Raw genomic sequence first — 26,487 nt, 5'->3', positions numbered from 1 at the left:
TCGTAGAACCTGAACTCTCCTTCCAACGACACCGAACGAGCAACACTGCCCAGACTCGCCTATAATCGAACGACCGTTCTTAAATTTGAAGCTCGAAGGCTGTTTGAAGCGAAACGTGGACGGCAGCCGCTACACTCATATCGCCGGGCATCGGATGCACCGGCAGTCGATCTGGAGACTCGCACCATGGCCTTGCCCGCCGTCCTGCAGAACCTTACTCTGCCCGTCGTCGCCTCGCCGATGTTCATCGTCAGCTACCCCGAGCTCGTGCTTGCGCAGTGCAAGGCGGGGATCGTCGGTTCGTTTCCTGCGCTCAACGCGCGCCCGGCCGAACTGCTCGACGAATGGCTGACACAGATTCAGGCATCGCTCGCCGAACACAAGGCGGCGAATCCAGACGCCGTCATCGGGCCGATCGCCGTCAATCAGATCGTGCATCAGTCGAACGCGCGGCTCGAGCACGACATCCGTGTGTGCGTCGAGCACAAGGTGCCGATTTTCATCACGAGCCTGCGCGCGCCCGCGAAGGAGATCGTCGATGCCGTGCACAGCTACGGCGGCATCGTCCTGCACGACGTGATCAATCTGCGTCACGCGCAGAAGGCACTGGATGCGGGCGTCGACGGTCTGATTCTGGTCGCAGCGGGTGCGGGTGGTCACGCGGGCACGACGTCGCCGTTCGCGCTGGTCGGCGAAGTGCGGCGCATGTTCGACGGCCCGATCGTGCTGTCCGGCTCGATTGCGAACGGCGGCTCGATTCTCGCCGCGCAGGCGATGGGCGCCGACCTTGCCTACATGGGCACGCGCTTCATCGCGACGAAGGAAGCGCACGCCGTCGAAGGCTACAAGCAGGCGATCATCAACGCGAATGCCGCCGACATCGTCTACACGAACCTCTTCACGGGCGTGCACGGCAACTACATCCGCGAGAGCATCCAGAATGCGGGACTCGATCCCGATGCGCTGCCCGAGTCGGACAAGACGGCGATGAACTTCGGCGGCGACAAGGCGAAGGCGTGGAAAGACATCTGGGGCGCAGGCCAAGGCGTGGGTTTGATGCACGACGTGCCGAGCGTCGCCGAGCTTGTTGCGCGCCTGAAGGAGGAATATCAGGCGGCGAAGACGCGGCTCGGGATTGGCGCTGAATCGTAGGCGTTGAGGGGATGAAAAGGCCGCACATGCGGCCTTTTCGTTTCAAGGCGAGATCACATGTTCCGCCGGTACTGACCGCCCACTTCGAACAGCGCATGCGTGATCTGTCCGAGCGAACAGACGCGCACCGCGTCCATCAGCACGGCAAAGACGTTTTCATCGTCGATGACAGCCTGCTTCAGACGTTCCAGCATGGCTGGCGCGTCGCTTTCACGCGATGACTGGAACGCGCGCAGACGTTTCAGTTGCCCTTGCTTTTCGTCTTCCGTCGAGCGCGCGAGCGCAATCGGCGGCGGTGCGTCGTGCGCATGTGCGCCGAGGAACGTATTCACGCCGACGATCGGATACGAGCCGTCATGCTTGCGATGCTCGTACAACATCGATTCGTCCTGAATCCGGCCGCGCTGATAGCCCGTTTCCATTGCGCCGAGCACGCCGCCGCGCTCGGTGAGCCGGTCGAACTCCGCGAGCACGGCGGCTTCGACGAGATCCGTCAGTTCGTCGATGATGAAGCTGCCCTGATTCGGATTCTGGTTCTTCGCAAGTCCCCATTCGCGATTGATGATCAGCTGGATCGCGACCGCGCGGCGCACCGAATCTTCCGTCGGCGTGGTGATCGCTTCGTCGAATGCGTTCGTGTGCAGCGAGTTGCAGTTGTCGTAGATCGCGATCAGCGCCTGCAGCGTGGTGCGGATATCGTTGAAGTCGATTTCCTGCGCGTGCAGGCTGCGGCCCGACGTCTGCACGTGATACTTCAGTTTCTGACTGCGTTCGTTCGCGCCATAGCGGTCGCGCATCGCGACGGCCCAGATGCGCCGCGCGACGCGGCCGAGCACCGTATATTCCGGGTCCATCCCGTTCGAGAAGAAGAACGACAGATTCGGCGCGAAATCGTCGATATTCATGCCGCGCGCGAGATATGCCTCGACATAGGTGAAGCCGTTCGCGAGCGTGTACGCGAGTTGCGAGATCGGATTCGCGCCCGCCTCGGCGATGTGATAGCCGGAGATCGACACCGAATAGAAATTGCGCACGCCGTGCTCGACGAAATACGCCTGAATGTCGCCCATCACCTTCAAGCTGAATTCCGTCGAAAAGATACAGGTGTTCTGTCCTTGATCTTCCTTCAGGATGTCGGCCTGCACCGTGCCGCGCACGTTTTCCAGCGCGAAGCGGCGCGCGGCATCGAGTTCGTCCTGCGTGGGTTCGCGCTTGTCGTGCTGCGCCTTTGCGTGCGCGAGTGCGATCTGCTGATCGATCGCGACGTTGAAGAACATCGCGAGGATGGTTGGCGCGGGTCCGTTGATCGTCATCGACACCGACGTTTCGGGCGCGCACAGATCGAAGCCGTCGTAGAGCGCTTTCATGTCGTCGAGCGTCGCCACGGATACACCCGAATTGCCGACCTTGCCGTAGATATCAGGCCGTTCGTGCGGCTCTTCGCCGTAGAGCGTGACGGAATCGAACGCCGTCGACAGGCGCTTGGCAGGCATCCCTTCGGACAGCAGCTTGAAACGCCGGTTGGTGCGGAACGGATCGCCCTCGCCCGCGAACATGCGTGTCGGGTCTTCGTTTTCGCGGCGGAACGGAAACACGCCTGCTGTGAACGGAAAATAGCCGGGCAGATTGTCGAGCATCAGCCAGCGCAGGATTTCGCCGGGGTCTTTGAACGCGGGCAGCGCGACCTTGCGGATCTTCGAGCCCGACAGCGTTTCGACGGTGAGCGCGGTGCGGATCTCTTTGTCGCGGATTTTCACGATATGTTCGTCGCCGGAATAGGCGGCGACCGTGTCCGGCCACGCGTCGAGCAGCGCTTTTTCGCGTTCGCCCATTTGCGACGTGCGCGCGTCGATGAGCTCACTGAGCGCGTTGGCATTCGGCACGCTGCCGCTCGCTTCGATCAGCATGCGTCGCGCTCCGTCGAGCTGCCAACGCTCGCGCGCAAGCTGCGACTGCGCTTCGACGCGCTCGCGATAACCGCGCACCGTCAGCGCGACATCCGACAGATAACGCACGCGTGCGGGCGGCACGATGGCGTTGCGGCCCGTCGAATGCCTCACGCCTTGCAGCTTCGGCAACCGCCCGTCGCTGTCGCGCAGACCGTGGTCGCGTAAAGCCTTCGCGACATGTTGGTACACAGCCGTCACACCATCATCATTGAATCGCGACGCAATCGTACCGAATACCGGCATCTCTTCGATTTTCAATCCGAACTTCTGCTGGTTACGCTGAACCTGCTTCGCGACGTCGCGCAATGCATCGGCGGCGCCTTTACGGTCGAACTTGTTGATTGCGACGAAGTCCGCGAAATCGAGCATGTCGATCTTTTCGAGCTGACTCGCGGCGCCGAATTCCGGGGTCATTACATACAGCGACTTGTCGGCGTGCGGCACGATCGCCGCGTCGCCCTGTCCGATGCCCGATGTTTCGACCACGATCAGATCGAAGCCCGCCATCTTGCAGGCGTCGATTGCGTCGGGCAGCGCGTCGGAGATTTCGCTCGATGCCTCGCGCGTCGCCAGCGAGCGCATGAAGACGCGTGCGCCGCTGCCCCAGTCGCCGATCGCGTTCATGCGGATGCGATCGCCGAGCAGCGCGCCGCCCGATTTGCGGCGTGATGGATCGATGGCGATCACAGCGATGGTCAACGCGTCGCCGTAGTCGAGGCGGAAACGCCGGATCAACTCGTCGGTGAGCGACGACTTGCCCGCGCCGCCCGTTCCTGTGATGCCGAGCACGGGCACGTGCGTTTGAGCGGCCTGCGCGGCGAGCGTCGCGCGCGTGGCGGCATCGAGGTCGCCCGTTTCGAGCGACGTGATCAGTTGCGCGAGCTTGCGAAAAGCGGCGACACGCGATGCAGGCTCCGTATCGCCACGCATCGCATCCTTCAGGTCGCGAGCGAGTTGTGCCGGCTGCGCGTCCGCTCGCGCCGCGTCGCGGCAACGCGCGATCATGTCGTCGATCATCCCTTGCAGCCCGAGCCGCTGGCCGTCATGCGGCGAGTAGATGCGCTCGACGCCATAGCGCTGCAACTCCGCGATTTCATCGGGGACGATCACGCCGCCGCCGCCGCCGAACACCTTGATCCGCTCGCCGCCACGTTCGCGCAACAGATCGACCAGATAGCGGAAGTACTCGACGTGCCCGCCCTGATAGCTCGACACGGCGATGCCGTCCGCGTCTTCGTGCAGCGCCGCTGTCGCGATTTCTTCGACCGAGCGATTGTGGCCGAGATGGATCACTTCGACGCCGCTCGCCTGCAGGATGCGCCGCATGATGTTGATCGATGCGTCGTGGCCGTCGAACAGCGCCGCGGCCGTGACGAAACGCAGACGTCGCGAAGACGGCTCGCCAGGCGAGCGCGGCGTGGAAGAGCGGGAAGCGGGCGCGTCGTCGGCGACGCGCTGCGGCGTGGAAAGATCAGTCATGTCTCCCCCGGATCGAATCGTCAGGTTCGTTCGTCTCTACTTCGCGGGTGCTGCAACCAGTATAACGATACGACCCGATCGTCCGTGCTGCGTTCAGTGGGCGCAAAACGACGCGCACCGCGCCGCGATTTTCACCGCACAGCAAGCGCCCTGATCTGCTCCAGCGTCGGCCATAGCGTCTCGCTGGAAAAGCGCTCCGCGATGAAATCGACAAACGAACGCACCTTCGCCGACAGATGCCGGCGGCTCGCGTAGACGACGTGGATGGGCAACTCGCGCGGCGGCAGTTCGTCGACGAGTAGCGGCACGAGACGGCCGGCGGCGAGATCGTCGCCGATCACCTCCGTGCCGAGCAGCGCGAGCGCCGCGCCCTGCAACACGACGACGCGCTGCGCCTCCAGATGATTGACGACCAGATTGCCCGACAGCTTGACGCGCGCGCTGTCCGCATTCGCGCCCGCGACCAGTTCGAGCGCCGACACGCCTGCGTACTGGATGAAGTTGTGGCGCGCGAGATCGGCGGTGTTTCTGGGTGCGCCGTGGCGCTCGATATAGTCCGGCGACGCGCACAACACGAGATGCGCGGTCGCCACCTGACGCGCGATCAGCGACGACGACTTCAGCCCGGACGGCGATGCGCGGATCGCGACGTCGAAGCCCTCGTCGATCAGTTCGACGACGCGGTCCGACAGCGTGATATCGACGGTGACTTGCGGATGCTGCGTTGCGTAATCGGCGACGGCACTCATGACGTGCCGCAGACCGAACGCCGACAACGTCGACACACGCAAGCGCCCTTGCGGCACGATGCTCGCCGCGCCGACTGCCTGCTCGGCTTCGTCGAGTTCGCCCAGCACCTGGCTCAGCCGTTCGTAATACTCGCGGCCCGCTTCCGTCGGCGCGACGCGGCGCGTGGTCCGGTTCAGCAAGCGCGCGCCGAGTTGCTGCTCGAGATGCATCACATGCTTGCTCGCCATCGCCGCCGACATGTCCATCTTCTCCGCCGCGCCGACAAAGCTGCCGACTTCGACCACGTGGCGAAACACTTTCATGCTGACGAGGGTATCCATGGCGATCGCTCGGGATAGGAATGAATCAGGCTGATTCCCGGGACTTTATCAAGGAGCCGTCGACAATGTGCGGCACGCTCGAGCATCGGAAAGAAAAAGCCCTGCGTTCCGTGAAGAAAGCAGGGCTTTGCGGACCGAGACGCCGCGGCGCGCAGTGCACGCCGCGCCGCTGGCATATTGCGATCAGAACTTCGCGCGGATACCGGCGCCGGCCGTATAGCCCGAAGCCTGGCCCGTGTACTTGTCGTAGAGATACGCCGCGTAGACGTCGGTGCGCTTCGACAGCGGGTAGTCGTAGCCGATCGCCGCCGACTGGTGCATCTGGTCCAGACCGCCCGCGTCGCGCGAGTATGCGTACGACGCCATCACCGTGCCCGTGCCCAGCGGCACCGACACGCCGCCCTGCGCCGTGTTCACGTGCCAGCTGCCGACGTCCTGGTCGTTCTTCGTGTACATGTACTGGCCGTAGAACTTCACGAACTTCAGGTCGTACGACACGCCCAGCTGGCCAACCGACTGGCTCTTCAGGCCAGCAACCAGCGATCCGAGGTCGGTCGGCGAGTTGTTGAAGTTCACGTACTGGAACACGCCCGTCGCCGCGAACGGACCGTGGAAATACAGGAACTGCGCGCTGTATTTCTTCGAGCCGTTGTGATCCGCCGAATTGCCCAGTGCATACATCGCGCTGCCCGACAGGCCGCTGAAGTCCGGCGACGAATACTGGATCGCGTTGTTCCAGCCGGAGTCGCCGACCACGCCCATGTCAGTCGTGTAGGTCGGGAACGTGCCCAGGCCGAGGAACACGTGATAGACCGCCGGCGAGAACACGTACGAGTCGATGAACGGGTTGAACAGAATCGTCGACACGAACAGTTGCGTGGTCAGACGGCCCGCCGTCACCGTGCCGTACGGCGACTCGATGCCGACGTACGCGTTACGCCCGAAGAACGTGTCGCCGTCGAAGCGGCCGAACTTGCCGTTCTGCGCACGGAAGAAGTCTTCCAGGGTGAAGATCGCCTTGTAGCCGTTGCCCAGATCTTCGGCACCCTTGATGCCCCAGTACGACGTCGACATACCGCCGCCCGACACGTTCCATGCGCTCTGGCTGCCCGGGAACTTCGTGACGCCGACCCATTCGTCGACCTGACCATAAAGCTGCACGCTCGACTGCGCGAACGACGACGTCGATGCAACAGCCAGCAAGGCGCCGATGACGCTAGCCTTCAGGGTTGTTCTCAGCGCACGGCTGACGGTGGTATTCATGGGTTCTCCTGTCTTTGTCAAAAGGTGTGGCTGTACGGCGGGGCGCTCGCCGGATCCGTGCTTGTTATCCGTTTGATCGTCGAGCCAATCTGGGCTGGGACAAATCTTTGCGGACCATTTTTATGGACAAAAATATCTGCGGTTATTGCGGGTATATGGGACTGAATAGTTTGGTCGACTTTCGGCCTGATACTGGTTGCCGACGCACCTTGTTTCCGCAGTGCCGCAAACACCCGCACGCCCGTCAAAGGGCGCGGATTCTACAGCACCGCGTGTGATGCGAAGCGCATCAACGATGGATTGACGCGCCGCCGCAACAAAGAAGGGATTTGATGACAAACGCAAAAGACTGACGAGCGTTTTCAAAAATGTGTGGTGTGCTTACGTCAGATCAGACGGGGTATTTTGTCGGACGTGCGGAGAACGAAAAGATTGAGTAGCTGAGCTTGAGAAAAGACCGATCCGATCTCAGAGCGAGTGGATGGAAAACAGAATGGGCCGAACATCGAAACGTCCGGCAGACGCAGAGGACAGGTCAGTTACGGTAAGGCGACTGAGACGGGATACGGGATGAGTCGCCAGGCGGACGCGGAATCGGGCGCGACGCACCGCGTTCTTCGTTGTAGCGCGTGACGTCGTCGCGGATCGAACCGACGTGCGCGGATTGCGCAGTTGCCGGCGGTCGCGGCGCGTTACGCGAATCGGTGCTGACAGGCGTGATCGCGCCGGCATACTGGGTGCCGACGTATTGCGCAGCTGGCCGGTTGTGATAAACGTCGGCGGGAAGCGTCATGCGTTGTGCGCTGTAGTTCGATGCGTTGCTGCCGTACACACGTCCGGCGAACGTATCGTTCACATTGGTGCGGCCTTGCGCGTTGCCGCGCGTGCGCGGCGCTTCATTCCGCGCATATCGGCCAGCGTTGCCCGGCATCGCAACGCCACGCGGCATCTCACGTGAAATGCTGGCACGCGGCATGGCGTTTCCATGGACGGGGCCACCGAACGACGAGCCCTGAAAACCCGACCTGCCGCCGAACAACCCGTGTCCTTCATGGCTGACGAATGACGGTTTCGCATAGGCGAGCGAGGTCAGCGCGACGATCAGCGCGCCCGTCATCCACCATTTGATCCTCGACAGCCCTACAAGCACCATGTTTCACCTGCCCGACGACCCGCCTGAGAGCCCGCCGTTCGAGCTACGGCTTGGCTGGTTCCGGGGTTGGCGCGACTTGCATGACAAGCTGTCTCGCGCGATGCCCCATCGGCCTTCGAACAGTAATTTATTGGCGTCCTCCCAGTGAGTCGAGCCAAAATATGTTAGGTCTGCGGCACTCTTGTAACGCATTGTTACTGCGACGTTTTTTCGCCACAAACCTCTTGCGGCGCGAGGCGAAAAAGCGCTGAAACGAGGTCGTTCGAACACCTGAATTCGTATGAACAGTGGCGCTCTAAAACGCCTGTTTCGACGTGTCGTTTTGACTGATTTTTCGACGCCCAAACGGGTGCCATGACCGCCAGACTCGATGCGAACACAACCATGCGCGCGGGCGGTCGTTTCATGCGCTCAGGTAATTAATCAATTCGGCAAATGAATTTGCTTTTTCAATCACTTTGCGCGGACAATAGCCCTTTGGCGCCCGCCCACCGGCGACATCAAGGCGATCGCTTGACCTGCATCGAGATTTGAAAGATGGCCCGTCCGAAACTCCTGCCCGACAACTTCACGCTGTGCCTGATCGGCACGGTGATTTTCGCGAGCCTGCTGCCCGTGCACGGCCAGGCGGCAACGGCGTTCAACTGGGTGACGGATTTCGCGGTCGGCCTGCTGTTCTTCCTGCACGGCGCCAAGCTCTCGCGCGAAGCGATCATTGCGGGCGCCACGCACTGGCGGCTGCATCTGGTGGTGCTGCTAAGCACGTTCGCGCTCTTTCCGATACTCGGGCTCGTACTCAAACCGCTTCTTTCGCCCCTCGTGACGCCTGCGCTCTACGCCGGCATCCTCTTCCTCTGTACGCTGCCGTCGACGGTTCAGTCGTCGATCGCGTTCACGTCGATTGCGAAGGGCAATGTGCCCGCCGCCGTATGCAGCGCGTCCGCTTCGAGCCTGCTCGGCATCTTCATCACGCCCGCGCTCGTCAGCGTGATCGTCACGAGCCAGGCCGCGAGCGGCACGTCGCCGTGGCATACGGTGTGGAACATCGTGCTGCAACTGCTGGTGCCGTTCGTCGCCGGGCAGTTGCTGCGGCCGATGATCGGCGGATGGATCGACCGCAACCGCGGCGTGCTGAAGTTCGTCGACCAGGGCTCGATCCTGCTGGTGGTGTATGCCGCGTTCAGCGAGGCCGTGAACGAAGGCCTCTGGCATCAGATTCCGCTCGTCGCGCTGGGCGGCCTGCTCGTGGTGTGCGCGGTGCTGCTGGCGCTCGCGCTGCTGGTGACGATGTTCGTCAGCAAGCGCCTTGGCTTCAGCCGCGCCGACCAGATCACGATCATCTTCTGCGGCTCGAAGAAGAGCCTCGCCGCCGGTGTGCCGATGGCGAAAGTGATTTTCGCCACGCACGCGGTGGGCGCCGTCGTGCTGCCGCTGATGCTGTTCCATCAGATTCAGCTCATGGTTTGCGCCGCGCTCGCGCAACGCTGGGGCGCGCGCGATGTCAGCGCCGAGAAGCGCGCCGCGCAAAAGAAGAGCACGACGGCCGCTGTTGCGCGCCGTTAGGCCTGTTTCGAATGAGTCGAGATTCATAGCGCTCTCCCTGAGTGCATGTCGTGAAGGCCGCCTGCGGGCGGCTTTTTCGTTATTTCATCCTGACCGGCCGCTGCTGTCGCCTCGGTATGACGGCATAGGGGAAACGCACGCGCCGCCCCATCCCAAATAATGGAAACGCTTCCGTCGAGCACCAGAACGGTGCGAAGCGTCATTAAAAATTCATTTAATTTCAGCGACTTGCTGCCGATAAGCCGACGGTCCAATGCTCCGGCCGTATGTCATGCCTCAACGCTCGTTCTCCACCATCGCAGCGCCGCGCATCGTCGATCTGATTGCGCAGCGTGACCTGTCCGCCGTGTTCCAGCCGATCGTCGATTTCGACGACGGCGCGATTCTCGGCTACGAAGGGCTGATCCGCGGACCGGCCGGTTCCGCGCTCGAGGCGCCGTACGCGCTGTTCGCGCAGGCGGCTGCCGAAGGCAGCGTCATCGCACTGGAGCGCGCCGCCGCGCACACCTGCATCGAGGCATTCGCGAAGCTCAAATACGAAGGCAAGCTGTTCCTGAATTTCAGCGCCGGCGCGATCCGTCAACTCGCCGACAACCGCGAAGACACCTTCGTGATGCTGCGCAACATGGGCGTCGACGCGGAGCGCATCGTGATCGAACTGACCGAGCAGAGCGCGATCCCCGATGTCGCCAGTTTCCTGCCCGCCATCTCGATGCTGCGCATGGCCGGCGCCCAGTTCGCACTCGACGACTACGGCACCGCGAACGCCAGCATGAATCTGTGGGTGCGTCTGCAGCCGGACGTCGTGAAGATCGACCGCTTCTTCATTCACGACATTGCCAGCGATCCGCTCAAGTTCGAAGCCGTCAAGGCGATGCAGCACTTCGCGGCCGCGAGCGGCGCGCGTCTGGTGGCCGAAGGCATCGAAAATGAGGCGGATCTGATCGTCGTGCGCGACATGGGGATCTCCTGCGGCCAGGGCTATTTTTTCGGCAAGCCGCATGCGCATCCGCCGCGCAAGGTCTCCGACGACGCGCGCGAAGCGTTGCGCGCCGGCCATATCGCCGTGTTCCCCGAAGCGACGCGCACGGTGAGCGCTTCGCCGTCGGGTGGGATGGCGTCGTCGAAAATGGTCGTGCATGCGCCCGCCCTGCCGCGCAACGCGACCAACAACGACGTGCTCGAACTCTTCAACCGGCTGCCGAACCTGCATGCCGTCGCCGTGGTCGAGCACAACGAGCCCGTCGCGCTGATCAACCGGCGCGCGTTCATGGACCGCTACGCGCTGCCTTACCACCGCGAGCTGTTCGGCAAGCGGCCGTGCCTGCTGTTTGCGAATGCATCACCCGTCATCATCGAAAAATCGATGACGGTCGAAGACATGGCCAAACTGCTCGCCAGCGACGACCAGCGCTACCTCGCGGACGGCTTCGTCATCACCGAAAGCGGCAAGTACGTCGGCCTCGGCACGGGTGAAAGCCTGGTGCGCGCGGTGACGGAAGTGCGCATCGAGGCGGCCCGTTATGCGAATCCGCTGACTTTCCTGCCGGGCAACATTCCGATCAGCTCTCACATCACGCGACTGCTCGGCCACGAAGCCGGCTTTTACGCGTGCTACGTCGATCTGAACCACTTCAAACCGTTCAACGACCAGTACGGCTACTGGCAAGGCGACGAGGTACTGAAGTTCGCCGCGCACGTGCTCGCTGACGTCTGCGATCCGATGCGCGATTTTCTCGGCCACGTCGGCGGCGATGATTTTCTGATCCTGTTTCAGAGCGAGGACTGGCGCGAGCGCGCGGAGCGCGCCATTCACGTGTTCAACGAAGGCGCGCAGCGCTTCTACGCGCCGGGCGACCGCCTGGCGGGAGGCATCCATGGCGAGGACCGGCGCGGCAATCCGACGTTCTTCGGCTTCGTGACGATGGCGATCGGCTGCGTGCTGGTTCAGCCGCAATCGGGCGAGACCGTGTACAGCAGCGAAGACATTGCATCCGTCGCTGCGCTCGCGAAGCGCCGCGCGAAAAGCGAAGCGTCCGGTCTCGTGATGATCGGGTTCGAAGAAAGCCAGATGTTGCTGCAAGGGCGCACGGCGGCAACCGTCGACTAAACCTTTTCGCGCCGGCGTCAACGTCCGGCGTCGACTTCAGCGGCACAGCACGCCGCGACGACATTCCTCTGTCACGACGGGCAGTCACCTTGGCAGCAAGGTGCGGACTGCGCGTTCCCCATTCGTGGCTCTCATTCCCATACGACCTGCCGCGCGGCGTCCGTGCGAGGCATCGCGTCGGTCCGTATCAATTGATGAATCCAACAGGCCGTTTAGTTCATTTTACTAAACAAAAGATTCGCCTTCACTGCGCCTGTATACGGGTATCTACGCGTATCGAAAGGCTCTAAGCAGGGGTTTCTCGCGGTCGTTTTACTATACAATCAGCCGAACTTGAACTCCGCCGCTGCGCGTCCCGCGCCGCCGCTTTTTTCGATGGCTACAACGATCCGCGACGTCGCCCGCGCGGCCAGCGTGTCGATCGGCACCGTTTCACGCGCTCTGAAGAATCAACCCGGTTTGTCAGAATCGACGCGCGAACGCGTCGTCGAAACGGCCCGCCGGCTTGGCTACGATTCCGCGCAGTTGCGCCCGCGCATTCGCCGGCTCACGTTCCTGCTGCATCGTCATCACAACAACTTCGCCGTCAGCCCGTTCTTTTCGCACGTGCTGCATGGCGTCGAGGACGCGTGCCGCGAGCGCGGCATCGTGCCGTCCGTGCTGACAGCCGGTCCGACCGAGGACGTCGTCCAGCAGATGCGCCTGCATGCGCCCGACGCGATCGCCGTCGCCGGGTTCGTCGAGCCGGAAACGCTCACGACGCTCGTCGCAATGAAGCGCCCGCTCGTGCTGATCGATCTGTGGGCGCCAAACCTGCGTTCAGTGAATCTCGACAACCAGGCGGGCGCCGCGCTCGCGATGCAGCATCTGTTTGCACAGAAGCGCACGCGTGTCGCGTTCATCGGCGGCTCGCTCGCGCACTACAGCATCGCGCAGCGCGCGCTCGGCTACCGGCGCGCGTTTTTCGAAGCCGGCCTGCTATTCGATCCGTCGCTGGAAATCACGATCGACGCCGGCCTCGATCCCGACGCCGGCGCCGCGCTCGCGATGGAGCAACTGCTCGACCGCCCCGGCCCGCGCCCCGACGCCGTCTTCGCGTACAACGACCTCGCCGCGCTCGCCGCGCTGCGCGTGTGTCTCGCGCGCGGCCTGCGGGTGCCCGAAGACATCGCGATCGTCGGATTCGACGACATTCCCGCCGCCGCTCACGCGCGCCCGCCGCTCACGACGATCGCCGTCGACAAGGAAGCACTCGGCCGGCGCGGCGTCGAACTGCTGCTCGAAGACACGCCGTCCGCACTCGACATTCGCATTCCGGTCCAACTCGTTGTCCGTGCCAGTACTTCGGTGAACATGCCATGAAACAACCCGACACGACTCTTTCGAACAACACCGCCAATCACAAGGCGCCGCCTGTCGCGAGCTTCCGCGACGGCGCTTTCCTGCTGTCGCACATCGAGGACACGCTGCGCTTCTACGCGCCGAACGTGCTCGACCCGAGCGGCGGCTTCTTCCACTTCTTCCGCGACGACGGCTCGATCTACAACCGCGCGACGCGTCACCTGGTCAGCAGTTGCCGCTACGTGTTCAACTACGCGATGGCGTACCGGCAGTTCGGCGATCCGCAGCATCTGGAGTACGCGCAGCACGGCCTGAAGTTCCTGCGCGACGCGCACTGGGACCCGCATCACCAGGGCTACGACTGGGAGATCGACTGGCGCGACGGCCACAAGCGCACGCTCGACGCGACGCGCCACTGCTACGGCCTCGCGTTCGTGCTGCTCGCGTATTCGCACGCGGCGATGGCGGGCATCGAAGAAGCGAAGCCGATGATCGCCGCGACCTTCGAGCTGATGGAGCACCGCTTCTGGGACCCGGCAGCCGGCCTGTACGCCGACGAAGCCACGGCCGACTGGAGCGTGAGCTCGTATCGCGGCCAGAATGCGAACATGCACACCACAGAGGCGCTGCTCACCGCGTACGAGGCGACGGGCCATCTCGTGTACCTCGACCGCGCCGAGCGCGTCGCGACCAACATCACGCTGCGTCAGGCGAAGCTGTCGCAAGGTCTGGTGTGGGAGCACTTTCACGCGGACTGGTCGGTGGACTGGCACTACAACGAGGAAGACAGCTCGAACATCTTCCGCCCGTGGGGTTTCCAGCCCGGCCATCAGACGGAGTGGGCGAAGCTGCTGCTGATCCTGGAGCGCCACCGTCCGCTGCCGTGGCTGCTGCCGCGCGCGATCGAACTGTTCGACGCAGCGATGACGCACGCGTGGGACAACGATCACGGCGGCCTGTACTACGGCTTCGGCCCGGACTACACCGTCTGCGACCACGACAAATACTTCTGGGTGCAGGCCGAAACCTTCGCGACGGCCGCGCTGCTCGGCCAGCGCACGGGCAACGAACGCTTCTGGGACTGGTACGACGAGATCTGGCGCTACAGCTGGGCGCATTTCGTCGATCATCGATACGGCGCGTGGTACCGCATCCTCACGTGCGACAACCGCAAGTACAGCGACGAGAAGAGCCCGGCCGGCAAGACCGACTATCACACGATGGGCGCATGCTACGAAGTGCTGCTGCACGCACTGCAACCCGCGGTGCAGCCTTCCAGCGCGTCCGAATAAAGTCCGAATAACCTCGTACGGTGAGCATCATGAGCGCGAGCCCTGAATTTCACGCTGAGTTTCCCGAATTCGTTTCCGCCGGCGACATCCTCACCGATCTCGTGCGCACGGGTCCCGCAAGCTGGCTGTCGGTTCCCGGCGGCGCGGGCTGGAACGTCGCGCGCGCGGTCGCACGGCTCGGTTTGCCGACGGCCTGCGCCGGATCGCTCGGCGTCGACAATTTCTCCGACGACCTGTGGAACGCGAGCGTCGCCGCGGGTCTCGACATGCGCTTCATGCAGCGCGTCGAGCGCGCGCCGCTGCTCGCCGTCGTGCATCAGACGCATCCGCCCGCGTATTTCTTCATGGGCGACAACAGCGCGGACCTCGCCTTCGATCCGTCGAAGCTGCCCGAAGGCTGGATGTCGCATGTGAAGTGGGCGCATTTCGGCTGCATCAGCCTCGTGCGCCAGCCGCTCGGCGCGACGCTCGCGAAGCTCGCCGCCGAACTACGCGAGCGCGGCGTGAAGATCAGCTTCGATCCGAACTACCGCAACCTGATGGCGCATGGCTACGAGCCGACGCTGCGCCAGATGGCGTCGCTCGCCGATCTGATCAAGGTATCGGACGAAGACCTGCGGCTGCTGTTCAAGACCGACGACGAAGCCGCCGCCCTCGCGCAATTGCGCGCGATGAACCCCACGGCGATCGTGCTCGTTACGCGCGGCTCGGAGACGGCGACGCTGATCGACGGCGACCGGATCGTCGAAGCGAAGCCGCCGCGCGTGGCCGTCGCCGATACGGTCGGCGCGGGCGACGCGTCGATCGGCGGGCTGCTGTTCAGTCTGATGACGGCGCCGCAACGCAAGTGGGAAGAACATCTGGCGTTCTCGCTCGCGGCAGGCGCGGCGGCTTGCCGCCATTCGGGCGCGCACTCGCCGACGCTCGATGAAGTGGTATCGCTGCTGCAGGATTGATCGCTGAGGTTGCCGGAAGAAGTTGCCGTGACAGGCGCCTGACCGGCAACTCCGCCCGCCATGCGGGCAGTATGCAGACGCGTGGAAAGACATGGTGAGCGCGCCTTTGGGTGCCGACATGTGAGCGTCGAAATCGCGTGCTAGGATGGAATCTCCCCCTTGCAGGAGATGCATCATGGAGGACGTCACCTACACCAAAGGTCTCTATACGGCGACGGCGACCGTTCGCCCGGTAGATGGCGGGCAGTACCAGGGCGTCGTTGCGCTGTCACGCGACGAAGGCGACGAGACGGAAGACACGCTTTACGAAGTCGAAGCCACGTCGCCGACAGCCGACGAAGCGCTCGAAGAAGCGAAGGCGCTAGCCCACAGAATCCTCGGCGAGATCGAACTATAGGCACTGGGCTTTCGCATTGAACGAGACGTGGCGCGTCCGCCGCGCGCCGCGCCTACGACCTTTTCTTCGTTGAACAGGCGGAGGCGATCATGGCAGAACCGCTCTTTCTCTACGGCGTGTACGCGATACACGTGCGGCCACTCGAACTTCAGGGCGCGCGCTGGGACGCGGAATACGAAATCCGGCACCGCGATCATCCCGTGCAGCGCTGGACCACGGTAGGCGGCGACACAGGCTTCGCGACGGAAGCCGAAGCTGTCGAAACGGCGCATCAGCAGGCTGTTGCCGATATCGAGCACGGCGCGGGCGTGCCGAAGCCGCGAGCGTTTCCCTGAGCGGACAACGGTCGCTTCGCCAGAAGTCATGCATCGCCGCCCATAACCGGGCGGACGGGCTACACTACACGCCGCAGCGGGCGAAGGACATCACGGCCGCGCCTCGACGCTGCGCACTTCACCCGTCAGCCGAACAGAAAAAGAATGAGCGCGACCCCGCCCGAATCGAACCCTCACCGCGTGCGCAAAGGCCGGATTCTCGACCGGAAAATTCGTATGCGTTCGCACACCGTGATCGCGCATGGCCTGCCGCTGCGCGTCTGGCAGGACCTCTATCACCGCGCGCTGACGATCAGCTGGCCTGTGTTCTTCATCTCACTGGCGCTCGTGTTCCTCGTGCTGAACTCGGTCTTCGCGTCGCTCTATGAACTCGGCGGCGCGGACATCGCCAATCAGAATCCGAAAGGGTTCGCCGGCGCGTTCTTCTTCAGCGTCGAAACGCTTGCGACCGTTGGGTACGGCGACATGCATCCGCAGACGCTTTATGGGCATCTCGTCGCGACGTTTGAAATCTTCGTCGGCATGTCGGGCATTGCGCTGGCCACCGGGCTGATCTTCGCGCGCTTTTCGCGGCCGCGCGCGAAGATCATGTTCTCGCAGTACGCGGTCGTGCGCCCTATCGACGGACGCACCACGCTGATGGTGCGCACCGCGAACGCACGTCAGAACGTGATCGTCGAGGCTCGCGCGCGGCTGCGGCTGATGCGTCTGGAGCGCTCGTCGGAAGGCTATGTGCTGCGCAAGATCTACGACCTGCGGCTGGTGCGCGATCAGCAGCCGATGTTCTATCTCGGCTGGAACCTGATGCATGTGATCGACGAAGCCAGCCCGCTTTTTGGCGAGACGCCCGAGAGCCTCGCCGAGCAGGACGCTTCGCTGCTGATCACGATCGAAGGTTCGGACGAAAACACCGCACAGACGATGCAGGCGCGCTATTCATGGCCCATCGACGACATACGCTGGCAGCACCGCTTCGTCGACCTGATCCGCGAAGTGAACGGCGTGAGCCATATCGACTACACGCATTTCGACGATGTCGAGCCGCTTCAGCCGCACGAACTGCAGCAGGCGCCGACGGGCTGAGCGCGCGTTTTTCGAACGACCGCTAGTGCTTCGCCTTGAGCGCGTCTATCTCACGTTGTTCGATTGCCATTGCTCGCACGTGCCCTTCGCGCGCGATCGCCCGCTCGACGTATTCACCGATGCGTCCCGACGGCTCGAGTAGCTTCGCGACAAACGCGATCTGCAGGGTGCCCGCCAGCAGCAGGTCGGCAGCGGAAAAGCGTTCGCCGAGCAGCCAGTCGCCTTCATCGAGCGCCATATCGATCGCCGATTTCACGCGCTCCAGGTTGCCCCAGCCGAAGCTGAACGAATTGCCCGACGCGCCCGTCATCTTTTCGGCCATCGCGGGTTCGAGACAGCCGGGCGTGAAGAATAGCCACTGCAGGAAACGCCCGCGCAACGGATCGCCGACTGGCGCGCCGAGATTCGCTTCGGGGAAACGGTCGGCCAGATACAGGAGCACCGCGCCGGATTCGGCGACCTGCACGCCGCCGTCGTCGAGCGCGGGCAGCTTGCACATCGGATTGACGTGGTGGAAATCGGTGGTGTCCTGCTCGCCTGCGCGCAGGTTCACGCGCGCGAGTTCATAGGGCTCACCGATTTCTTCGAGCATCCACAGCGCGCGAAAAGCCCGCGTTTTCGGCCAGTAATAGAGTTTCATCGTCCGTCTCCTGTGGGTTGCGGCACGGTTGGCATAGCGTAACCCAAGGGCGGGCCTCACGAACCTCGTCCGGATGGCATAGGCATGTCTCCATAGCCGTTCCGGGTAACGCCATCAACCGCCCTTCAGGCAGCCTGGCAACCGAAGGCGGTGGATCTATCTCAATACGAGCCGGAATGACTGGAATCATGTCGCAGTCAATGGACCAGCGACAAAAAGTAGCAAAAATCTTCTCCAATTGACGCGAAAGAATGGAGTCTCTTTCGCTGCGACGGCAAGCCGCAACAAGATGCCGCCAGTGAAACGCAAAAAACCGGAGACTCCACAATGACCGCTCGTCTACCCATCGACGGCACCCCTGCACTCGCCGACTACCGCCTGTCGGACAACCTGACCGCCACGCGCGGCCGGATCTTCCTGACGGGCACGCAAGCCCTCGTGCGTCTGGCGCTGATGCAGCGCCAGCTCGACAAGGCGCGCGGCCTGAACACGGCTGGCTTCATCAGCGGCTATCGCGGCTCGCCGCTCGGCATGGTGGACCAGCAGTTGTGGAAAGCGAAGAAACTGCTCGAAGCGAACGACGTCCGCTTCCTGCCCGCGATCAACGAGGAACTCGGCGGCACGGCGGTGCTCGGCACGCAGCGCGTCGAGGCGGACCCCGAACGCACCGTCGATGGCGTGTACGCGATGTGGTACGGCAAAGGCCCGGGCGTCGATCGCGCGGGCGACGCGCTCAAGCATGGCAACGCGTACGGCTCGTCGCAGCATGGCGGCGTGCTGGTCGTCGCGGGCGACGACCATGGCTGCGTGTCGTCGTCGATGCCGCATCAAAGCGACTTCGCGATGATCGCGTGGCACATGCCCGTCGTGAACCCATCGAACATCGCGGACATGCTGGAGTTCGGCATCTACGGCTGGGCGCTGTCGCGCTACTCGGGCGCGTGGGTGGGCTACAAGGCGATTTCGGAAACGGTCGAGTCCGGCTCGACCGTCGATCTCGACGCGCTGCAAATGGAATGGCCGACGCCCGAAGGCTTCGAGCCGCCCGCGGGCGGCCTGCACAACCGCTGGCCCGATCTGCCGAGTCTCACCATCGAACAGCGTCTGCACGCCAAGCTCGACGCCGTGCGGCACTTCGCGCGCTTCAACAGCATCGACAAGTGGATCGCGCCGAGCCCGCACGCGAACGTCGGCATCATCACGTGCGGCAAGGCGCATCTCGATCTGATGGAAGCGCTGCGCCGCCTCGATCTCACCGTCGCCGATCTCGAACAGGCGGGCGTGCGCATCTATAAGGTCGGTCTGTCGTTCCCGCTCGAAATGACGCGCATCGATGCGTTCGTATCCGGTCTGTCGGAAGTGCTCGTGATCGAAGAGAAAGGGCCCGTCATCGAGCAGCAGATCAAGGACTATCTGTACAACCGCACGGAAGGCGCGCGCCCCGTGATCGTCGGCAAGCATGCGGAAGATGGTTCGATGCTGCTGTCGTCGCTCGGCGAGTTGCGGCCGTCGCGCATTCTTCCCGTGTTCGCCAACTGGCTCGCGAAGCACAAGCCCGCGCTCGACCGCCGCGAACGCGTGGTCGATCTCGTCGCGCCGCAGATACTCTCGAATGCCGCCGATGCCGTGAAGCGCACGCCCTACTTCTGTTCGGGCTGCCCGCACAATACATCGACGAAGGTGCCTGAAGGTTCGATCGCGCAGGCGGGTATTGGCTGTCACTTCATGGCGTCGTGGATGGAGCGCGACACGACGGGCCTGATCCAGATGGGCGGCGAAGGCGTCGACTGGGCCTCGCATTCGATGTTCACGAAAACGCGCCACGTCTTCCAGAATCTCGGCGACGGCACATACTTTCACTCGGGCATTCTCGCGATCCGCCAGGCCGTCGCGGCGAAAGCGACGATCACCTACAAGATTCTCTACAACGACGCCGTCGCGATGACGGGCGGCCAGCCAGTCGACGGCAGCATCTCGGTCCCGCAGATTGCGCGACAGGTCGAAGCAGAAGGCGTATCGCACTTCGTCGTGGTCAGCGACGAGCCGGAGAAGTATGACGGCCATCATGGCCAGTTCCCGAACGGCACGACGTTCCATCACCGCAGCGAGCTCGACAAGGTGCAACGCGAGTTGCGCGATATCGACGGCGTGACGGTGCTGATCTACGACCAGACGTGTGCCGCCGAAAAGCGCCGCCGCCGCAAAAAAGGCGAGTTCCCCGACCCGGACAAACGCCTCTTCATCAACGAGGAAGTGTGTGAAGGCTGCGGCGATTGCGGCGTGCAGTCGAACTGTCTGTCCGTCGAACCCGTCGAAACGCCACTCGGACGCAAGCGCCGCATCGATCAGTCGTCGTGCAACAAGGACTATTCGTGCGTGAACGGCTTCTGCCCGAGCTTCGTGACGATCGAAGGCGGCAAGCTGAAGAAGGCGGCGGGCGTCGCATTCGATGCAGCCGCGCTCACCGCGCGCGTCGATGCATTGCCGACGCCTGCGACGCACCTCGACGCCGCACCGTACGACATTCTCGTGACGGGCGTCGGCGGCACGGGTGTCGTGACGGTCGGCGCGCTGATCAGCATGGCTGCGCATCTGGAAGGCAAGAGCGCATCGGTGCTCGATTTCATGGGCTTCGCGCAGAAAGGCGGTTCGGTGCTGTCGTTCGTGCGCTTCGCCGCGCGCGACGAATGGCTGAACCAGGTGCGCATCGACACGCAACAGGCCGACGTGCTGCTCGCCTGCGACATGGTGGTCGGCGCGGGCGCAGATGCATTGCAAACGGTGCGTCACGGCCGCACGCGGATCGTCGTGAACACGCACGCGATTCCGAACGCCTCGTTCGTACAGAATCCGGACGCGAATCTGCACGCGGATGCCCTGCTGGACAAGATGCGTCACGCGGCGGGTGAAGAGCGCATGTCGTCGTGCGATGCACAGGCGCTCGCGACGCGTTTCCTCGGCGACACGATCGGTGCAAACATTCTGATGCTTGGCTTCGCGTGGCAACTGGGCCTCGTGCCCGTGTCGTTCGCCGCGATGATGCGCGCCATCGAACTGAACAACGTCGCGGTGCAGATGAACCAGCTGGCGTTTTCGATTGGCCGCATGGCTGCCGCCGATCCTGCCGGACTGGAAGCGCTGTGGACGCAGCGTCATGCGGCGCAGCCTGCCGTAGCGCTGGAGACGCTCGACGCGTTGGTCGCGGATCGTGAGGCGCGTTTGATGGCGTATGGCGGCGCGGCTTATGTGAAGCGCTATCGTGCGCTGGTCGATGCAGCGCGTCAGGCTGAGCGCAAGCTCGAAGGCACGGTCGAGGTTGACGAGCGCTTGAGCCGCGCTGTTGCGACGACGTTTTATCGGCTGCTCGCGGTGAAGGATGAATACGAAGTCGCGCGTCTGCATAGCGATCCGGCTTTCCGTGCTGCGCTCGAAGCGCAATTCGAAGGCGTCGCCGGGAAGGATTTCGGCGTGAAGTTCAACCTTGCGCCGCCGGCTATTTCACGCGCGAAACACGGCGCGACGCCGCAGAAGAAGACGTTTGGTCAATGGATGTGGCCGGTGTTCGGCGTGATGGCGAAGTGGCGCGGGCTGCGTGGGACGATGCTCGATCCGTTTGGCCGCACTGTCGAGCGGCGCATGGAGCGCGAGTTGTCCACGGACTATGAGGCAACGATGCAGCGGGCGTTTGCAGTTTTTGATGCCGTCACGGCGGAGGATGTCGTCAAGCTCGCTGGGTTGCATGCGCGTGTGCGCGGGTATGGGCATGTGAAGCTTGCCAATCTTGCTGGTGTGAAGCGCAGTGAGCGCGCGCTGGCAGCGCAGTTGCATGTCGAGGCCGCGACTGGGTCGGCTGTTGAGGAGGCGCTTCGGGAAGCTAAAGGGTTTGGGGTGTTGCGGGGGATTCCTGTTGTTGTAGCGAAGTAGGGTTTTTTTGTCTGCGACGCTTGGGGTGGTGTGCTTGTCTTTGTTCTGGCATCCGCGTTTTGTTAGCGTGCTTCATGCGTTGCCCCTGTGCGGGGCGGCACCTACTTTTCTTTGCCGCCGCAAAGAAAAGTAGGCAAAAGAAAGCGGCTCACACCGCCAGCCCATGTTCTTATCCACGGGCCCCCAACGTCCCCACGCTTCACACGGCAACGCACCTGTTCGCGTGCGTTGCCAACGCTTTGAATAGAAGCCTCATCCACTTCAAACACCCGCACAAGAGCTGGCGACAGCGAATTGCCCATGCCGCCCAGGTGGCAAACGGTGTGTAGGTTGTCGCGCCGCACAGGTCAGTGCTTTTACCAGAAACACCAGCCTTGCTACCCAGTCCGAAGTGATGCGCATAAGGCGCGAAAACCTACACACCGTTTGCCACCTAGGCGGCGGTGGACTATCTGGCACGGCGTGCTGTGACGCGGGCAAGTGAAGCGGGTGAGGCGTACAGGGAGAACGTTGGCAACGAGCGCGAACGAAGGCGTTGCCGTTTGACGCGTAAGACCGGTTGCGGGCCCTCAGGCAAGAACTAGAACTGGCGGTGTGAGCCGCTTTCTTTAGGTGCCGCCCCGCACAGGGGCAACGCGTGAAGCACGCTAACAAAACGCGGATGCCAGCGCAACAACAGGCAAACCAGAAACTACGACATCACCCACCCAACAACCCCCGAACCTCCCTAACCTTCTCCTCACAAACCACCCCGAGCGCAGCCCCCCTAACCCCAGACCCAAAATGCACCGCTTCCACGCGCGTAGCGCAAACAAAATCAGCAACGCGCTCAACGGTCAACCCAGCCCCCGCGAGCACCCTGCAATGCGACCCCGCAGCCCGCTCAACGAGCGATCGAACCTCATCCACAGCATCCAGCACCGACGGCTTCCCACCTGAAGTCAACACATTCGTCACAGCATCGAACTCGAGCAGCACATCGAGCGCCTCGTGCAAATCACGCGCTTCATCAAACGCACGATGAAACGTAAGAGGCATTCCATCGGCAGCATCAACAACACGCAATAACGCATCGCGATCAACCTCCCGCGACGCAGTCAACATCCCGATCACGACAGCATTAGCCCCAGCCGACCGGGCCGCGCGCACATCGCGCAGCATCACTGCAAAATCATCGGCATCGTAGACAAACGACCGGCTATGCGGCCGCACAATCACATTGACGGGAATCGACACCGCCGCGACCACGGCCTCGATCATCCCGATGCTGGGCGTCAACCCACCCTCGCCCATCGCCGTAATCAGTTCAAGCCGATCCGCCCCGCCGCGCGCAGCGGCTATAGCATCTGCAACCGTCGTCGCGATGACTTCGAGCAATACCCGTTCGCTTCGCATATCAGAGAGTCACGTCGTGAAAAACGAAACCCACATGATCTCAGAAGTGCGGCTCCTCGAACCAGTCGATATCGCCGCACAACACGCACGTGCGAGCGCCAATCTGCGTCGCCACCGACAACGTCACGCACGGCACCGCCTCGTTGATCGACAGATACGGCCGCGTCACATGCACGCGCTCGGGCGCTTCCATCGCCGCACGGAAATACGGGCGCCGCAGCCAGTTCGCGCCTTGCGCATCGGATAGCGGCAAGAAGCGCGTTTCGTGCGACGCCCGGTCGGCACGCAGCACGACATTGCGTCCGGCCTGCCGGCCTTTGTCGTCGAGCAGATAACAGCGCGCCGCGTGATCGAGCGCAAGAAAATTCCAGCACACTTCGTCGAGCAGTTCGCCAGCGGCGAGCCGCTCGGCCGCGCGCTCGAACGCGCGAATGTACGGCGCGAGCCGCGACGCGTTGCGCCGCTCACGCTCCTCTGTCTGCGTCTGGTAACGCTCGGTCAGCTCGCCAATGCACGCTGTCGCATGCGTCGCGTCGGCGAGTCCCGGATGCGGGCGGCCAAAGAAAAAGCCCTGCACGAAATCGACGTTGCACTCCATCGCCATGTGCGCCTCGTGCTCCGTCTCGACACCTTCGATCAACACCAGCTTGCCCGCCTCGTGCAGCAGTGCGACGAGACCCGGCAGGATGGACGCGACGTCCGCGCGATGCGCCGCATGCGACAGCATGATGCGATCGAGCTTCACGATATCGGGATTCAACTGCCAGATGCGCTCGATGTTCGAATGCCCGGCGCCAAAGTCGTCGAGCGCGATCAGGAAGCCGCGCTCGCGGAACTGACGCACGGCATCGGCAAGACGCTCGATGTCTTCCGCGCTCTGCTCCAGCACTTCGAGCACGATGCGCCGCGGCGACAGGTTCAACCGTCGCAGATTCGCCAGCAGCGCCGCCGAATGATACGAGTCGATCAGCACGCCCGGATGGACGTTGAGAAACAGCCACTCGCGTTCCGCCCCGAGCACCTTGAAGTTCTCGAGATGCAGCGACTGCGCGAGCCGGTCGACATGCAGCACGTCGCCGACGCGCGCCGCGTGGCCAAACACATCGATGGGCGACACCGCGCGATCGAACGGATCGTGCGCGCGCAGCAAGCCTTCATAGCCCACCGCACGCATGTGCGACAGGCTGAATATCGGCTGAAAGACGCTCGTCAGCGTCAGGTCGCCATGTTGTACCGAATAGCGCTGCAGGCCCGAGGTCATGCTGAGCTCGAAGCCGTGCGGCACCACTGTTCTTTCCTGTTGCGCAATCGTCATGCAGTCCTCTCACGCAAAAGCACGGCGGGCGCGTCGTAAAGGCGAGGCACCGCCGCCGTCCTCGAAATGTGCGTTATCACTTCCTATTAAGCAAGCTCCATGCGCACGGTGGCGCACGTACAAACGAAATTTGCATGGAAGGCTGCACCGAGCGAAGCGCACATGCGTCGCGCAAGGGCGCACAGTGCACCGCAGCGGTGCATCCTGCTTTCAGACGACTTGCAGCCTTCGAAGCGCGATGTCATCCCGTCGGGCTACACTTCGGGCTAACCGACGCGCCGCATCGTCTTTCCAGACGCGGCGCTTTCATGTCGCGATGGGGCGTCCGGGTGTCCCTCGTCCCGTCGCGCGCCAATGCCTGTTTTCCCACATCCGGTTTCCGATGGATATCGTCTTCACCGTATTGATCCTGCTGCTCGCCGTCGCCGCTTCGGGCGTCGTGGTGCGGCTGGTGCCACTCAAGCTGCCGCTGCCGCTCGTGCAGATCGCGTTCGGTGCGCTGCTCGCGTGGCCGCGTCTCGGCCTGCACGTGACGTTCGATCCCGAACTCTTCATGATGCTGTTCATTCCGCCGCTGCTGTTCGCGGACGGCTGGCGCATACCGAAGCGCGAATTCTTCATGCAGCGCCGCGCGATCCTGATGCTCGCACTCGGCCTCGTGTTCATGACGGTGGTCGCGGTCGGCTACTTCATTCACGCGATGGTGCCGTCCATCTCGCTGCCCATCGCATTCGCGCTCGCCGCCGTGCTGTCGCCGACGGACGCCGTCGCGCTGTCGGGCATCGCCGGACGCAACCGCTTGCCCGAGCATCTGATGCACATCCTCGAAGGCGAAGCGTTGATGAACGACGCGTCCGGTCTCGTCGCGTTGAAGTTCGCGATCGCCGCCGCGTTGACGGGCGTGTTCTCGCTGCGCGACGCGTCGGTGAGTTTCGTGATCATCGCGGTCGGCGGGCTGGCGACGGGCGCGGCCATCGCGTGGCTCTTCAGCTATGCATCGACGCACTTTCTCAACCTCACCGAAGAAGGCGACCCTGCGCCCGGCGTCGTGATGACGATGCTGATTCCGTTCGCCGCCTATCTGTTCGCCGAGCACTTCGGGTTTTCCGGCATTCTCGCCGCCGTCGCCGCCGGCATGACGATGAACTATTCGTCGTTCACGACCTCGAGCCCAGCGTCGGCGCGCGTGCGGGCGAGCGTCACGTGGACGATGATCGAGTTCGTTTTCAATGGCATGGTCTTTATCCTGCTCGGCCTGCAGTTTCCGCACATCATCGGCCGCGCGCTGCTCGACGCGCATGAAGAAGCGAGCGGCTCCGAGTTGCGGTTGATCTTCTACGTCGTCGCCGTCGCGGTGGCGCTGTACGCGTTGCGCTTCGTCTGGGTCTGGCTGCTGCGCTGGTTCGCGAGCCGCGGTGCGGCGAAGCAAGGCGTCGCGAATGCAGTGCCCGGTCTGCGCACCGTATCGATGACGACCATTGCGGGCGTCCGCGGCGCCGTGACGCTTGCGGGCGTGCTGTCGCTGCCCGTCGCGTTGTCGAACGGACAGCCGCTGCCAGGACGCGATCTCGCGATCTTCATCGCGTCGGGCGTGATTCTGCTGTCGCTGTTCGTCGCCGTGATCGGCTTGCCGCTATTGATGAACGGCGCGCGCCGCCGGCCCGATCCGCATGCCGCCGAAGAACGCTCGGCACGCATTCAGGCGGCGCAGGCGGCGATTCGCGCAATCGACTCCTATCAGGAAGCCGCCACGGCCGATCTCGACGAAGCGGCCTGCGCCTACGCCGCCGATGTGACCGCACGCGTGATGGACATCTACCGCCGCCGTCTCGCGACGCTCGACGACGACATGGAACCCGCCGAAAGCGCGCGGCGCTCAGAAGCATTCGAGTTTCAGATGAAGCTCGCGGCAATGCGCGCCGAACGCGCAACGCTGATCAATCTGCGCAGCAGTCTGCTGATCAACGACGACACGATGAACAAGCTGATGCGCGAAGTGGATCTGTCGGAGACCGCGTTGCTGACGCGCGGAAAAGGCAAGTAGCAAGAAAACGGGCGCCTTGCGGAAAA

Annotated in this window: 18 protein-coding genes; 11 read left to right on the top strand and 7 right to left on the bottom strand. The window is 63.2% G+C overall.

Translation table 11 applies throughout. The features are described 5' to 3' along the window. The first annotated feature begins 186 nt into the window (after positions 1-186). Positions 187-1,152, top strand: a complete 966-nt coding sequence (locus tag PPGU16_RS01055) for an NAD(P)H-dependent flavin oxidoreductase (protein WP_180721322.1) — start codon at positions 187-189, stop codon at positions 1,150-1,152. 53 nt (positions 1,153-1,205) lie between these two features. Here the strand turns inward: PPGU16_RS01055 and icmF are convergent, their stop codons facing one another. The 4 genes from icmF to PPGU16_RS01035 form a co-directional block, all read right to left on the bottom strand. Next, on the bottom strand, positions 1,206-4,580 hold the full coding sequence (icmF, locus tag PPGU16_RS01050) for a fused isobutyryl-CoA mutase/GTPase IcmF (RefSeq protein WP_180721321.1): 3,375 nt from the start codon (positions 4,578-4,580) through the stop codon (positions 1,206-1,208). Between the two features lie 131 nt (positions 4,581-4,711). Continuing rightward, entirely contained in the window at positions 4,712-5,650 is a 939-nt protein-coding gene (locus tag PPGU16_RS01045) for a LysR family transcriptional regulator (RefSeq protein ID WP_180721320.1), read from the bottom strand. 183 nt (positions 5,651-5,833) lie between these two features. After that, entirely contained in the window at positions 5,834-6,913 is a 1,080-nt protein-coding gene (locus PPGU16_RS01040; RefSeq protein ID WP_180721319.1) for a porin, read from the bottom strand. 535 nt (positions 6,914-7,448) lie between these two features. Next, complete coding sequence (locus PPGU16_RS01035; RefSeq protein WP_180721318.1) at positions 7,449-8,066, bottom strand: hypothetical protein; 618 nt, start codon at positions 8,064-8,066, stop codon at positions 7,449-7,451. Between the two features lie 537 nt (positions 8,067-8,603). On the opposite strand from PPGU16_RS01035, the gene PPGU16_RS01030 reads away from it, so the two are divergent. From PPGU16_RS01030 to PPGU16_RS00995, 8 genes are all read left to right on the top strand, one after another. After that, entirely contained in the window at positions 8,604-9,629 is a 1,026-nt protein-coding gene (locus PPGU16_RS01030; RefSeq protein WP_180721317.1) for a bile acid:sodium symporter family protein, read from the top strand. 271 nt (positions 9,630-9,900) lie between these two features. Next, a complete protein-coding gene (locus PPGU16_RS01025; RefSeq protein ID WP_180721316.1) occupies positions 9,901-11,739 on the top strand; it encodes an EAL domain-containing protein in 1,839 nt (612 codons plus the stop codon). Between the two features lie 375 nt (positions 11,740-12,114). Next, a complete protein-coding gene (locus tag PPGU16_RS01020; RefSeq protein WP_180721315.1) occupies positions 12,115-13,101 on the top strand; it encodes a LacI family DNA-binding transcriptional regulator in 987 nt (328 codons plus the stop codon). Then, entirely contained in the window at positions 13,098-14,372 is a 1,275-nt protein-coding gene (locus tag PPGU16_RS01015; protein WP_180721314.1) for an AGE family epimerase/isomerase, read from the top strand. Before PPGU16_RS01020 ends, PPGU16_RS01015 begins: the two co-directional genes overlap by 4 nt. Positions 14,373-14,401: 29 nt before the next feature. Continuing rightward, complete coding sequence (locus PPGU16_RS01010; RefSeq protein ID WP_180721313.1) at positions 14,402-15,328, top strand: carbohydrate kinase family protein; 927 nt, start codon at positions 14,402-14,404, stop codon at positions 15,326-15,328. Positions 15,329-15,503: 175 nt separating this feature from the next. After that, positions 15,504-15,725 (top strand): hypothetical protein, encoded by a 222-nt coding sequence (locus PPGU16_RS01005; protein ID WP_180721312.1) that lies wholly within the window; start codon positions 15,504-15,506, stop codon positions 15,723-15,725. Between the two features lie 89 nt (positions 15,726-15,814). After that, positions 15,815-16,060 (top strand): hypothetical protein, encoded by a 246-nt coding sequence (locus PPGU16_RS01000; RefSeq protein ID WP_007577858.1) that lies wholly within the window; start codon positions 15,815-15,817, stop codon positions 16,058-16,060. A gap of 144 nt (positions 16,061-16,204) precedes the next feature. Next, on the top strand, positions 16,205-17,143 hold the full coding sequence (locus PPGU16_RS00995; protein WP_180721311.1) for an ion channel: 939 nt from the start codon (positions 16,205-16,207) through the stop codon (positions 17,141-17,143). 22 nt (positions 17,144-17,165) lie between these two features. On the opposite strand, the gene PPGU16_RS00990 is transcribed toward PPGU16_RS00995, so the two are convergent. After that, the gene (locus PPGU16_RS00990) at positions 17,166-17,783 is read right to left on the bottom strand and encodes a glutathione S-transferase family protein (RefSeq protein ID WP_180721310.1); all 618 of its coding nucleotides are present in this window, start codon (positions 17,781-17,783) and stop codon (positions 17,166-17,168) included. A gap of 327 nt (positions 17,784-18,110) precedes the next feature. Between PPGU16_RS00990 and PPGU16_RS00985 the strand changes: the two genes are divergently transcribed. After that, complete coding sequence (locus PPGU16_RS00985) at positions 18,111-21,707, top strand: indolepyruvate ferredoxin oxidoreductase family protein (RefSeq protein ID WP_180721309.1); 3,597 nt, start codon at positions 18,111-18,113, stop codon at positions 21,705-21,707. A gap of 699 nt (positions 21,708-22,406) precedes the next feature. Here PPGU16_RS00985 and PPGU16_RS00980 read toward each other — a convergent pair. Together PPGU16_RS00980 and PPGU16_RS00975 are read right to left on the bottom strand one after the other, a co-directional pair. Further along, positions 22,407-23,102 (bottom strand): copper homeostasis protein CutC, encoded by a 696-nt coding sequence (locus PPGU16_RS00980; RefSeq protein ID WP_180721308.1) that lies wholly within the window; start codon positions 23,100-23,102, stop codon positions 22,407-22,409. A gap of 40 nt (positions 23,103-23,142) precedes the next feature. Continuing rightward, positions 23,143-24,417, bottom strand: a complete 1,275-nt coding sequence (locus PPGU16_RS00975) for a sensor domain-containing phosphodiesterase (protein WP_180721307.1) — start codon at positions 24,415-24,417, stop codon at positions 23,143-23,145. Positions 24,418-24,799: 382 nt separating this feature from the next. Between PPGU16_RS00975 and PPGU16_RS00970 the strand changes: the two genes are divergently transcribed. Beyond that, positions 24,800-26,461 (top strand): Na+/H+ antiporter, encoded by a 1,662-nt coding sequence (locus tag PPGU16_RS00970; RefSeq protein WP_180721306.1) that lies wholly within the window; start codon positions 24,800-24,802, stop codon positions 26,459-26,461. The last annotated feature ends 26 nt before the right edge of the window (positions 26,462-26,487 follow it).

The organism is Paraburkholderia largidicola, assembly GCF_013426895.1.
Taxonomy (GTDB): domain Bacteria; phylum Pseudomonadota; class Gammaproteobacteria; order Burkholderiales; family Burkholderiaceae; genus Paraburkholderia; species Paraburkholderia largidicola.
This window is presented reverse-complemented; position numbering and strand designations above follow the sequence as displayed.

Excerpts from the sequence above, each read along its gene's own strand:
- PPGU16_RS01030 (WP_180721317.1), top strand. The coding sequence starts at position 8,604 with ATGGCCCGTCCGAAACTCCTGCCCGACAACTTCACGCTGTGCCTGATC.
- PPGU16_RS01010 (WP_180721313.1), top strand. The coding sequence starts at position 14,402 with ATGAGCGCGAGCCCTGAATTTCACGCTGAGTTTCCCGAATTCGTTTCC.
- PPGU16_RS00970 (WP_180721306.1), top strand. The coding sequence starts at position 24,800 with ATGGATATCGTCTTCACCGTATTGATCCTGCTGCTCGCCGTCGCCGCT.
- PPGU16_RS01025 (WP_180721316.1), top strand. The coding sequence starts at position 9,901 with ATGCCTCAACGCTCGTTCTCCACCATCGCAGCGCCGCGCATCGTCGAT.
- PPGU16_RS00985 (WP_180721309.1), top strand. The coding sequence starts at position 18,111 with ATGACCGCTCGTCTACCCATCGACGGCACCCCTGCACTCGCCGACTAC.
- PPGU16_RS01005 (WP_180721312.1), top strand. The coding sequence starts at position 15,504 with ATGGAGGACGTCACCTACACCAAAGGTCTCTATACGGCGACGGCGACC.
- PPGU16_RS00995 (WP_180721311.1), top strand. The coding sequence starts at position 16,205 with ATGAGCGCGACCCCGCCCGAATCGAACCCTCACCGCGTGCGCAAAGGC.
- PPGU16_RS01045 (WP_180721320.1), bottom strand. The coding sequence starts at position 5,650 with ATGGATACCCTCGTCAGCATGAAAGTGTTTCGCCACGTGGTCGAAGTC.
- PPGU16_RS01055 (WP_180721322.1), top strand. The coding sequence starts at position 187 with ATGGCCTTGCCCGCCGTCCTGCAGAACCTTACTCTGCCCGTCGTCGCC.
- PPGU16_RS00975 (WP_180721307.1), bottom strand. The coding sequence starts at position 24,417 with ATGACGATTGCGCAACAGGAAAGAACAGTGGTGCCGCACGGCTTCGAG.
- PPGU16_RS01015 (WP_180721314.1), top strand. The coding sequence starts at position 13,098 with ATGAAACAACCCGACACGACTCTTTCGAACAACACCGCCAATCACAAG.
- PPGU16_RS01035 (WP_180721318.1), bottom strand. The coding sequence starts at position 8,066 with ATGGTGCTTGTAGGGCTGTCGAGGATCAAATGGTGGATGACGGGCGCG.
- icmF (WP_180721321.1), bottom strand. The coding sequence starts at position 4,580 with ATGACTGATCTTTCCACGCCGCAGCGCGTCGCCGACGACGCGCCCGCT.
- PPGU16_RS00990 (WP_180721310.1), bottom strand. The coding sequence starts at position 17,783 with ATGAAACTCTATTACTGGCCGAAAACGCGGGCTTTTCGCGCGCTGTGG.
- PPGU16_RS01020 (WP_180721315.1), top strand. The coding sequence starts at position 12,115 with ATGGCTACAACGATCCGCGACGTCGCCCGCGCGGCCAGCGTGTCGATC.
- PPGU16_RS01000 (WP_007577858.1), top strand. The coding sequence starts at position 15,815 with ATGGCAGAACCGCTCTTTCTCTACGGCGTGTACGCGATACACGTGCGG.
- PPGU16_RS01040 (WP_180721319.1), bottom strand. The coding sequence starts at position 6,913 with ATGAATACCACCGTCAGCCGTGCGCTGAGAACAACCCTGAAGGCTAGC.
- PPGU16_RS00980 (WP_180721308.1), bottom strand. The coding sequence starts at position 23,102 with ATGCGAAGCGAACGGGTATTGCTCGAAGTCATCGCGACGACGGTTGCA.